The sequence below is a fragment of the Mycobacterium sp. URHD0025 genome, assembly GCF_000426065.1.
Classification (GTDB): Bacteria; Actinomycetota; Actinomycetes; order Mycobacteriales; family Mycobacteriaceae; genus Mycobacterium.
The window spans coordinates 41,597-51,891 of record NZ_AUEQ01000013.1 but is presented as its reverse complement, the minus strand read 5'-3'; the positions used below and the strand labels follow the sequence as shown (position 1 = coordinate 51,891).

Below are 10,295 nucleotides of genomic sequence, written 5' to 3'. Positions count from 1 at the left end.
ACGACGGTTACGCCTGGTTCGGCGCGAGTGCGTCCATGTCGAAAACCCGGGCATGCAGGATGGTGCGGTTCCGCAGCGCCGCACGCACGGCTCGGTGCAGACCGTCTTCGAGATAGATGTCGCCGCGCCACCGCACCGCGTGCGGGAACAGATCGCCGTAGAACGTCGAGTCCTCCGACAACAGGCGGTCCAGCGCCAGTACGGTGGTGGTGGTGACCAGCTCGTCGAGGCGCAGCTGGCGTGGGGGGATGCGAGACCAATCCCGGTAAGACAGGCCGTGCTCCGGGTACGGCTTGCCCTCCTGGACGCCTTTGAAGATCATCGCCGGCCCGCGTCCGTCGCAGTGTCGCGCGGTGTTGCCATCGGCATGGTTACCCAGGCTAATACCCTCGCGGGCCGTAGCCCGCGCCGGTGTCGTCCGGCGCAATGCCGCCGCCGGAGACAGCGCAATCGGTAAACCCGCTGCTGATCAGTAAAATGAATCGAGCAATATGGACATCGCTGCTGCGAAGGGTAGGTGAACAGGTGGGGAGCGCCGACGAACGTCGTTTCGAGGTGCTGCGTGCCATCGTCGCCGACTTCGTGGCCACCAAGGAGCCCATCGGCTCCAAGACGTTGGTGGAGCGCCACAACCTCGGCGTGTCGAGTGCCACGGTGCGCAATGACATGGCCGTGCTGGAAGCCGAGGGCTACATCGCGCAGCCGCACACGAGTTCGGGCCGGGTACCCACGGAGAAGGGCTACCGCGAGTTCGTCGACCGGATCGACAACGTCAAACCGTTGTCGTCGTCGGAACGCCGCGCGATCCTGTCCTTCCTCGAATCCGGGGTGGATCTGGACGACGTGCTGCGGCGCGCGGTTCGGCTGCTCGCACAGCTGACCAGGCAGGTCGCGATCGTGCAGTACCCGACGCTGTCCACCTCGTCGGTCCGCCATCTTGAGGTGGTCGCGCTGACCCCGGCCCGGCTGCTGCTCGTGGTCATCACCGATTCGGGCCGGGTGGATCAGCGGATCGTGGAGCTCGGCGATGCCATCGACGAGCATGACCTGTCGAAGCTCCGCGAGATGTTGGCGCAGGCACTCGAAGGCAAACCGATCTCCGCCGCATCCATCGCGGTGAGCGATCTGGCCACCCACCTCAACGGCCAGGGCGCCCTGGCCGATGCAGTCGGCCGGTCGGCGACCGTCCTGGTCGAGACGCTGGTCGAGCACACCGAGGAGCGACTGCTACTGGGTGGCACCGCCAACCTGACCCGCAACACCGCTGATTTCGGCGGATCGCTGCGGCCGGTGCTGGAAGCACTGGAGGAGCAGGTGGTGGTGCTGCGGTTGTTGGCAGCCCAGCAGGAAGCGGGCAAGGTGACCGTGCGGATCGGTCATGAGACCGAGGCCGAACAGATGCTGGGAACGTCCGTGGTGAGCACCACATACGGCAGTTCGGGCAAGGTGTACGGCGGAATGGGTGTGGTTGGTCCCACCCGAATGGATTACCCGGGAACCATCGCCAATGTCGCGGCGGTTGCGTTGTACATCGGCGAAGTCTTAGGTACTCGGTAATACAGCCGGATACATCCGGCACGGAAAGGTCAGGCAAGGTCAGCGTGGCACGCGATTATTACGGCTTGCTCGGAGTGAGCAAAGGCGCGAGCGATTCAGAGATCAAACGCGCCTATCGACGGTTGGCACGTGAGCTGCATCCCGACGTCAATCCCGATCAGGAGGCGCAGGCTCGGTTCACCGAGATCCAGGTCGCCTACGAGGTGCTCTCGGATCCCGAGAAGCGCCGCATCGTGGACATGGGTGGCGATCCCATGGAATCGGTCGGCGGTGCGCCCGGTGGGTTCAGCGGCTTCGGCGGTCTCGGCGACGTGTTCGAGGCATTCTTCGGTGGTGGCACCGCGTCACGCGGGCCGGTCGGCCGGGTGCGGCCCGGGGCCGATTCGCTGCTGCGGATGCGGTTGGACCTGGAGGAGTGCGCGACCGGCGTGACCAAACAGGTCACCGTGGACACGGCGGTTCTGTGCGACCTGTGCCACGGCAAGGGCACCAACGGCAATTCCACGCCCGTCACCTGTGACACCTGCGACGGCCGCGGCGAGATTCAGACCGTGCAGCGTTCGTTGCTGGGCCAGGTGATGACGACGCGTCCCTGCCCCGTCTGCGGCGGGATCGGCGAGGTCATCCCGGATCCGTGCAGCCGGTGCGGTGGCGACGGACGGGTGCGTGCCCGCCGCGAGATCAGCGTCAAGATCCCCGCTGGTGTCGGCGACGGCATGCGGGTGCGGTTGGCGGCCCAGGGCGAGGTCGGGCCGGGCGGCGGTCCCGCCGGCGACCTTTACGTCGAGGTCCACGAGAAGCAGCACGAGATATTTGTCCGCGACGGTGACGACCTGCACTGCACCGTCTCGGTGCCCATGGTCGACGCTGCGCTGGGCACGACCGTCACCGTCGACGCGATCCTTGACGGGCCGACCGAGCTGACCATCGCCCCGGGCACCCAGCCCGGTTCGGTGACGACGTTGCGCGGCCACGGCATGCCACATCTGCGTTCCGGGGTGCGCGGCGACCTGCACGCCCACATCGACGTCGTGGTGCCGGCGCGGCTCGACAGCACCGACACCGAACTGCTGCGCAAGCTGAAGGAGAACCGCAGCCGCGACGCGGCGGAGGTGCGCACCACACAGGCTTCGGCGGCTTCCGGTGGTCTGTTCAGCCGCCTGCGTGAGACGTTCTCCGGCCGCTGACACGGAGCTGACTGGCGTGAGTGCAGCGCTTTTCTACGTCGACGCGCTGCCGGGCGCAGGCGAGTTGGCCGTCGTCGACGGCGACGAGGGCTTCCACGCGTCCAACGTGCGTCGCATCCGCGTCGGCGAACAGATCGACCTGAGCGACGGCGCAGGCACGTTGGCGCATTGTGTCGTCGAGGAGACCGCCAAGGGCCGGCTGTCGGCGCGGGTGACCGAGCGGGTCGCCATCGCGGCGGCGCGCCCGACGGTCACCGTGGTGCAGGCGCTACCCAAATCCGATCGATCGGAGCTGGCCGTCGAGCTGGCGACCGAGGCCGGCGCGGATGGCTTCGTCGCCTGGCAGGCGACTCGGTGCGTGGCGCGCTGGGACGGCCCGAAGGTGGACAAGGGCCTGCGGCGCTGGGAAGCAGTGGCTCGCTCGGCGGCCCGCCAGTCGCGGCGCGCATATGTGCCCACCGTCGACGGTGTCGTCTCCACGTCTGCGTTGACCCAGCGCGTCGCCGACGCTGTGGCCGGGGGAGCGGTGGTGCTGGCGTTGCACGAGTCGGCCACCGAGCCCTTTGCCGAACTGCCTCTGGCCCAAGCGGATTCGCTGATACTCATCGTCGGGCCGGAAGGCGGCATCGCCGATGAGGAGATCGCCGCGCTGACCGGGGCCGGCGCGAAGGCAGTCCGGTTGGGCCCGACCGTGCTGCGGACATCCACGGCGGCAGCCGTGGCGCTCGGGGCCATCGGTGCACTGACTACGCGCTGGGACATTTAGCGCCAACCGAGGGCCTGGCCAGGCATTACGCTCCAGTTGTGAGTTTTCCGCCGCAAGGCCCACCACCGCCGTACGGCCGGCCGCCTTACGGGCAGCAGCCGCCGTTTGGCCAACAGCCGCCTTACGGCCAGCCGCCTTACGGGCAGCAGCCCCCGCATTGGCCGCCGCCGCAACCCCCGTACGGGCAGCCGCCGTACTGGTCCCCGGCACGACCGCCTATACGGCCGAAGAAGTCGGGGCTCGGTATTGCGATCGTCGCCGTCATCGCTGTTCTAGGCATCTCGTTTGTCGGATTCATGGGTTACGAGATCTACAAGGTGAGTGAAGAGGGTCAAGATCGAGTCGCACAGTCGGCACATGACTTCTCGGATGCGTGCGACAACGATCGCATCACCAATGCGGCCGAGTATGGCAAGCCGTACAACGTCGCGGCATTCTTCAAGGGCCTTGGGCTCGTAGACGAAATGTGGTTTTCGGTGTCCGGCAACAAATGGGCTAAATCCGGCGACCCCACCAAGATCAATGTGGTTGCCTGCCTGGAGCGAAAGAAGGGCAGCGAGGTGAAATCCCTTTCGTGCGTCGACGACGATGACGGGAATCCAGTTACCGTCGACTACTACTCCGTCGAATACGAAATCACCTTCCGCGAGGCCAAGACCGGCAACGTGATCACGAGCGGGGGAACTGTCCCCGGTACCGCCGAGCGCTGTGGCCAGTTGCTCTACTACGAAAGCCGGTCACGAAAAGCGTATGCCGACCCGGACGACGATGCGGTGCAGGCCGCGGTGGACGCGTTCGCTGGTTAGATCGGAGCCGGCGGCCGACCACCTCATTTCGGCGCACTGTGGCGAATGTGCAGGCTTTTGCGCTGAGACGGCGGCGACGTCGCAGCAGGCTACACACTCGTCACAGTGTCTCCCTGCGCTGACCTGTGCGTTCAGGCGGCTCGGCGGCGTCGCCGGCGGGCAATGAAGGGGTGGCCGCAGGCCGCCCGCCTAATCATTGGGGCGTGTCATTGACCAGCGGTAAACTGGCGACAGTACGACGGCAGCCAGCCGTCATGAAAACACGGAAAGCAGGCAAAAACTCCACGTGACGCCCCGCGACACGACCGCTGACTCGTCGGCCACCGCATCGGAATCCGTCCGCAGCAGCATCACCGTTCCGCCCGACATCATCGTGGGCCTGCTCGGCTCCGCCGATGAAAATCTGCGGGCCCTCGAAACACTTCTGACCGCCGACATTCATGCCCGGGGCAACGAGATCACCTTTACCGGCGAGCCGGCCGACGTTGCGCTGGCCGAACGTGTGGTCGCCGAGCTGATCGCCGTCGCCTCCAGCGGCCAGGTGGTGAGTCCGGAGGCGGTCCGCCACAGCGTGGCCATTCTGACCGGCACCGAGGACGAGTCCCCGGCAGAGGTGCTGACGCTCGACATCCTGAGCCGCCGCGGCAAGACCATCCGGCCCAAGACGCTCAACCAGAAGCGCTACGTCGACGCCATCGATGCGCACACCATCGTGTTCGGCATCGGCCCGGCGGGTACCGGCAAGACGTACCTGGCGATGGCCAAAGCAGTCAGCGCGCTGCAGACCAAGCAGGTCAACCGGATCATCCTGACGCGCCCCGCGGTGGAGGCCGGTGAACGCCTCGGCTTCCTGCCCGGCACGTTGAGCGAGAAGATCGATCCGTATCTTCGCCCGCTCTATGACGCCCTGCACGACATGATGGACCCCGAGCTGATCCCAAAGCTGATGAGTGCCGGGGTAATCGAGGTCGCGCCGCTCGCATACATGCGTGGAAGGACGTTAAATGATGCCTTCATCATCCTCGACGAGGCGCAGAACACCACCGCCGAGCAGATGAAGATGTTCCTGACTCGACTTGGGTTCGGTTCCAAAGTCGTTGTCACCGGCGACATTACGCAGGTGGATCTGCCCGGCGGCAACATCTCGGGTCTGCGGGCGGCGATGAACATCCTCGACGGCATCGACGACATCCACTTCGCTGAACTCACCAGTGCCGACGTGGTACGCCACCGCCTGGTGTCCGAGATCGTCGACGCCTACGCCCGACATGAGGAGCCGGCATTGCTCAACCGTTCCCAACGCCGGTCGTCGAACGGACGGCCCCGTCGATCATGAGCGTCGAGGTATCCAACGAGTCGGGCATCGACGTCTCCGAGGATGAACTGATCAGCGTCGCGCGTTTCGTCATCGCCAAGATGGACGTGAACCCGGCGGCTGAACTGTCCATGGTGCTGGTCGACAGCGCCGCCATGGCCGACCTTCACATGCGGTGGATGGACCTGCCCGGGCCCACCGATGTGATGAGTTTCCCGATGGACGAATTGGAGCCCGGTGGCCGGCCGGACTCACCTGAGCCGGGGCCGTCCATGCTCGGCGACATCGTGTTGTGCCCCGAATTCGCCGAACAGCAGGCCGTCAAGGCCGGGCACTCGCTCGGTCAGGAGTTGGCCCTACTGACCGTGCACGGAGTGTTACACCTGCTCGGCTATGACCATGCCGAGCCGGACGAGGAAAAAGAGATGTTCGCGTTGCAGCGCCAGCTTCTCGAAGAGTGGGTGGCTGATCAGGTCGAGTCGTATCACGCCGACCGGCAGAGCGAGAAAGACCAGCGGCTGCTGGACAAGTCCCGATACTTCGATCAACCGTGACCGGCTTGCTCCCACTGTTCGGCGCCGTGGTGCTGGTCGGGTTCGGTGGGTTGTTCGCCGCCATTGACGCGGCGCTGTCCACCGTCTCGATCGCGCGGATCGAGGAACTCGTCCGCGACGAACGCCCGGGCGCCGCCCGGCTCGGCCGGGTCGTCGAAGAACGCCCACGCTACATCAATCTTGTTGTGCTGCTGCGGATCACGTGCGAGATCTCCGCCACCGTGCTCCTGGTGTCCTTCTTGGACGGGCATCTCGGTGTCAGCTGGGGTTTGGTGGCCTCGGCCGCGATCATGGTGGTGACGAGCTTCGTGGCCATCGGCGTCGGCCCGCGCACGGTCGGCAGGCAGAACGCCTACTCCATTGCGCTGATCGCCGCATTGCCGCTGCAGGCCATTTCAGTCTTGCTCACGCCGATCAGCCGGCTACTGGTGCTGATCGGTAACGCACTGACTCCCGGGCGCGGCTTCCGCAACGGCCCGTTCTCCTCCGAGATCGAGTTGCGTGAGGTGGTCGACCTGGCCCAGCAGCGCGGTGTCGTGGCTGACGAGGAACGCCGGATGATCCAGTCCGTTTTCGAACTCGGCGACACCCCGGCCCGTGAAGTCATGGTGCCGCGCACCGAGATGGTGTGGATCGAAAGCGATAAATCAGCAGGTCAAGCGACGTCACTGGCGGTCCGCAGCGGACATTCGCGCATCCCGGTGATCGGCGAGAACGTTGATGACGTCGTCGGCGTGGTCTACCTGAAAGATCTTGTCCAGCAGACCTATTACTCGACCAACGGTGGCCGCGACACCAACGTGGCGCAGGTGATGCGCCCGGCGGTGTTCGTCCCGGACTCCAAGCCGCTCGACGAACTGCTCAACGAGATGCAGCGCGACCGCAATCACATGGCACTGCTCGTCGACGAATACGGCGCGATCGCCGGACTGGTCACCATCGAGGACGTGCTTGAGGAGATCGTCGGCGAGATCGCCGACGAGTACGACACCGATGAGGTGGCCCCGGTCGAAGATCTCGGCGATCGGCAGTACCGGGTTTCGGCGCGGTTGCCGATCGAAGATCTCTGCGAACTCTACGAAATGGAGTTCGATGAGGATCTCGACGTGGACACTGTCGGCGGCCTGGTGGCATTCGAATTGGGCCGGGTGCCGCTGCCCGGCGCCGAGGTCATGTGGGACGGCCTGAGGCTGCGCGCCGAGGGAGGATCCGACCACCGTGGACGGGTGCGGGTCGGCACAGTTCTGGTGGGCCCAGCTGAATCCGAGAAACAGGAGACCCGAGAAACCGATGACTGAACTCGACGCGGAAGACAACAAGCTCGTGGTGCTGGCGCGGGGTGCGATGGGCCGCGCCGAGGCATCGTCGGGTGCGGCGGTGCGAGATCAGGACGGACGCACCTATGCCGGAGCGCCGGTGACGCTGGCGGCGCTGCAGCTGACCGCGCTGCAGGCGGCGGTGGCTGCCGCGGTGTCCAGCGGTGCCACCGGGCTTGAGGCCGCGGTGCTGGTCGGCGGCGCCGCCGACGACGCAGGTGTCGCCGCGGTGCGGGAATTGTCCGCCGACGCCGCGGTGATCGTTACCGACCGGGCAGGAAACCCGTCATGACCGTCGAGTGTGCGCTGAGATCGTCGATTCAGCGGATTTCGCGATCTGTATGCACGCTCGAGGAGAACTGATGACTGAATTCCGTTCCGGCTTCGTATGTTTCGTCGGCAGGCCCAACACCGGCAAGTCGACGCTGACCAACGCTCTGGTGGGCCAGAAGGTGGCGATCACCTCGAATCGCCCGCAGACCACGCGGCACACCATCCGCGGCATCGTGCACCGCGAGGACTTTCAGATCATCCTCGTCGACACACCCGGCCTGCACCGCCCCCGCACCCTGCTCGGGCAGCGGCTCAACGACCTGGTCAAGGACACCTATTCCGAGGTGGACGTGATCGGTCTGTGCATCCCCGCCGATGAGCGCATCGGTCCCGGTGATCGCTGGATCCATCAGCAGATCCGCGCGGTGGCGCCCCGAACCACGCTGATCGCCGTCGTCACCAAGATCGACAAGGTGCCCAAGGACAGGGTCGCCGAGCAATTGATGGCCGTCAGCGAACTCCTCGGCCCCGACGCCGAGATCGTGCCGGTGTCCGCCACCGCGAACGAGCAACTTGACGTGCTCACCAATGTCCTCGTCTCGAAACTGCCTGAGGGGCCGGCGTATTACCCGGACGGCGAGCTCACCGATGAGCCCGAGGAAGTGTTGATGGCGGAGCTCATCCGCGAGGCCGCCCTGGAAGGCGTGCGCGACGAGTTGCCGCACTCGCTGGCTGTTGTCATCGAAGAGGTCGAGGAAAGGCCGGGCCGCGACGACCTCATCGACGTGCACGCCATTCTCTATGTCGAGCGGGACAGCCAGAAGGGCATCGTGATCGGCAAGGGCGGCGCACGGCTACGCGAGGTCGGCACCGCGGCCCGCACCCAGATCGAAAAGCTGCTCGGCACAAAGGTCTATCTCGACCTGCGAGTCAAGATCGCCAAGAACTGGCAGCGTGACCCCAAGCAGTTGGGCCGGCTGGGCTTCTAACCTGCCTGCCGGTCGAGCGCGTTGATCGCCGCGGCCGCCTGTGACGCGTCGGTCTGCGACGGGGCGGTCCACCACACCTCGGGCTGTTTGGCGGCCCAACCGGTGATCGCCTCCAACTCGGCGGCCAGCGAGATCAGCAGCGGCTCACTGTCGGCCGGCCCCAGCAACTGGACGCCGATCGGCAGCCCGTCGGCGGTGAAGCCCGCGGGCACATTGATCGCCGGCCACCCCAGCAGGTTCCACGGCCACGTCACCGGGCACGCGGCGATCGAGCTGCGTTCGGTGGCCGACCACCCGCGCCGATCGAATTCGTGTGTGAGCGGCGGAGGTTGGGCCGTGGTCGGGGCGACGATGACGTCGACGAGATTGAAAATCCAGGACATGCGGCGTTGTACGGCCGCCTCGTGCGCACGGGCCTTGCGGAGCACATCCTGTGACAGCAGCCGGCCGATTCGCATGTTGGCCACGGTCCGGTCGTCGAAGGGCACATCGCCGAGCCGATCGGCCCAGTCCAGCAGGCCCGCGGTCGAGCGGGCCAGGAAGTCCCACGACATCCGCAGGCTGTAGTTGGGGTCCTTGGCCACCACCGTGTGGCCCAGATGCCCGAGCTGATCGGCGACGGTCTGCAGTGCGTCGCGGATCTCGGGATGCAATTTGGCCGGGAAGCCGGTGAACGGGAACTTCGTCGACATTGCCACCCGCAACGGTCCCGGGGCGCGGCCGACATATTCGGCGGCTTGGATCGGGGCCGGCTTGTGCAGATCGCCTTCGGCGTTCCCGGATGCGGCGTCGAGCACCAGGGCCGCATCGGTGACGGTGCGAGCCAGCACCCCGTTGACCGTGATGCCGTTGAACGCCTCGGGCAGCGGCCACGTGGAGATGCGTCCGCGCTGCGGCTTGATGCCGACCAGGTGCGTCCACGCCGCGGGGATGCGGACACTGCCCGCGCCGTCGGATCCGATGGCCGCGGTCACCAGGCCCGCGGCCACGGCCGCGGCGCTGCCGCCCGAAGAACCGCCCGGGCTGTGCTTGCGCGACCACGGATTGCGGGTGTGCCCGAAGCCCGGCCCGCCGGTGAACGGCCACTGCCCGAGCTCGCAGGTGTTGGTTTTGCCGACGATCACCGCGCCGGCGGCCCGGAGGCGACGCACCACCTCCGCGTCGGCGGGGGCCACGCGCACCTCGCCGTCGATTCCGAACCGGGTGGGCACCCCGGCGATGTCGACATCGTCCTTGACCGCGATCGGGATTCCCAGCAGCGGGAGTTGCTTCCCGGCTGCGCGGGCCGTGTCGGCCTTCGCGGCGTCGGCCAGTGCCTGCTCGGTGAGGACCACGCGGAATGCGTTGAGGGTGGACTGGCTCGCGGTGATGGCGTGCAGGGACTGACGGACCAGCTCGTCAGAAGTGACTGCGCCGCTGGCAAGTTGGTAAAGCTGATTGGTCAGGGTGGGGAAAAGGGTCGGAGAAGGGCGAGAAGTCGAGTCGGAAGTCGCGGATTTGGCCATCACTTTCGAGGATATCGGCGGTGCATA

General features: G+C 66.3%; 11 protein-coding genes. 9 read left to right on the top strand and 2 right to left on the bottom strand.

All coding sequences use genetic code 11. The features are described from left to right. Positions 1 to 7: 7 nt before the first annotated feature. Positions 8 to 322 carry a type II toxin-antitoxin system VapB family antitoxin gene (locus H977_RS0120625; RefSeq protein WP_029109642.1) on the bottom strand — a complete coding sequence of 105 codons (315 nt, stop codon included), beginning with the start codon at positions 320 to 322 and terminating at the stop codon, positions 8 to 10. A gap of 203 nt (positions 323 to 525) precedes the next feature. Here H977_RS0120625 and hrcA point away from each other — a divergent pair, with 203 nt between their 5' ends. The 9 genes from hrcA to era all read left to right on the top strand — a co-directional run bounded on the left by hrcA (position 526) and on the right by era (position 8,763). Beyond that, entirely contained in the window at positions 526 to 1,557 is a 1,032-nt protein-coding gene (gene hrcA, locus H977_RS0120620; protein ID WP_029109641.1) for a heat-inducible transcriptional repressor HrcA, read from the top strand. Between the two features lie 44 nt (positions 1,558 to 1,601). Continuing rightward, the gene (gene dnaJ, locus H977_RS0120615; RefSeq protein ID WP_029109640.1) at positions 1,602 to 2,744 is read left to right on the top strand and encodes a molecular chaperone DnaJ; all 1,143 of its coding nucleotides are present in this window, start codon (positions 1,602 to 1,604) and stop codon (positions 2,742 to 2,744) included. A 16-nt stretch (positions 2,745 to 2,760) separates the two neighbouring features. Further along, complete coding sequence (locus H977_RS0120610; protein WP_029109639.1) at positions 2,761 to 3,510, top strand: 16S rRNA (uracil(1498)-N(3))-methyltransferase; 750 nt, start codon at positions 2,761 to 2,763, stop codon at positions 3,508 to 3,510. A 38-nt stretch (positions 3,511 to 3,548) separates the two neighbouring features. Then, positions 3,549 to 4,316 (top strand): hypothetical protein, encoded by a 768-nt coding sequence (locus tag H977_RS0120605; RefSeq protein WP_155946745.1) that lies wholly within the window; start codon positions 3,549 to 3,551, stop codon positions 4,314 to 4,316. A 286-nt stretch (positions 4,317 to 4,602) separates the two neighbouring features. Further along, positions 4,603 to 5,652: a PhoH family protein gene (locus H977_RS0120600; protein ID WP_029109637.1), complete on the top strand. Its 1,050-nt coding sequence runs from the start codon at positions 4,603 to 4,605 to the stop codon at positions 5,650 to 5,652. After that, positions 5,649 to 6,185, top strand: coding sequence for an rRNA maturation RNase YbeY (gene ybeY, locus H977_RS0120595; protein ID WP_029109636.1), 537 nt, complete (start codon positions 5,649 to 5,651; stop codon positions 6,183 to 6,185). The genes H977_RS0120600 and ybeY overlap by 4 nt, the downstream gene beginning before the upstream one ends. Further along, positions 6,182 to 7,483 (top strand): hemolysin family protein, encoded by a 1,302-nt coding sequence (locus H977_RS0120590; protein ID WP_029109635.1) that lies wholly within the window; start codon positions 6,182 to 6,184, stop codon positions 7,481 to 7,483. The genes ybeY and H977_RS0120590 overlap by 4 nt, the downstream gene beginning before the upstream one ends. Then, the gene (locus H977_RS0120585; protein ID WP_029109634.1) at positions 7,476 to 7,793 is read left to right on the top strand and encodes a cytidine deaminase-like protein; all 318 of its coding nucleotides are present in this window, start codon (positions 7,476 to 7,478) and stop codon (positions 7,791 to 7,793) included. The genes H977_RS0120590 and H977_RS0120585 overlap by 8 nt, the downstream gene beginning before the upstream one ends. A 70-nt stretch (positions 7,794 to 7,863) precedes the next feature. Further along, positions 7,864 to 8,763 (top strand): GTPase Era, encoded by a 900-nt coding sequence (era, locus tag H977_RS0120580; RefSeq protein WP_029109633.1) that lies wholly within the window; start codon positions 7,864 to 7,866, stop codon positions 8,761 to 8,763. Here era and H977_RS0120575 read toward each other — a convergent pair. Beyond that, complete coding sequence (locus H977_RS0120575) at positions 8,760 to 10,268, bottom strand: amidase (RefSeq protein WP_029109632.1); 1,509 nt, start codon at positions 10,266 to 10,268, stop codon at positions 8,760 to 8,762. The two genes, era and H977_RS0120575, sit on opposite strands and share 4 nt — an antisense overlap. Positions 10,269 to 10,295: the final 27 nt, after the last annotated feature.

What these genes read in the sequence shown, in the direction of transcription:
- era (WP_029109633.1), top strand. Translation starts at nt 7,864, where the DNA reads ATGACTGAATTCCGTTCCGGCTTCGTATGTTTCGTCGGCAGGCCCAAC.
- H977_RS0120585 (WP_029109634.1), top strand. Translation starts at nt 7,476, where the DNA reads ATGACTGAACTCGACGCGGAAGACAACAAGCTCGTGGTGCTGGCGCGG.
- H977_RS0120575 (WP_029109632.1), bottom strand. Translation starts at nt 10,268, where the DNA reads ATGGCCAAATCCGCGACTTCCGACTCGACTTCTCGCCCTTCTCCGACC.
- ybeY (WP_029109636.1), top strand. Translation starts at nt 5,649, where the DNA reads ATGAGCGTCGAGGTATCCAACGAGTCGGGCATCGACGTCTCCGAGGAT.
- H977_RS0120625 (WP_029109642.1), bottom strand. Translation starts at nt 322, where the DNA reads ATGATCTTCAAAGGCGTCCAGGAGGGCAAGCCGTACCCGGAGCACGGC.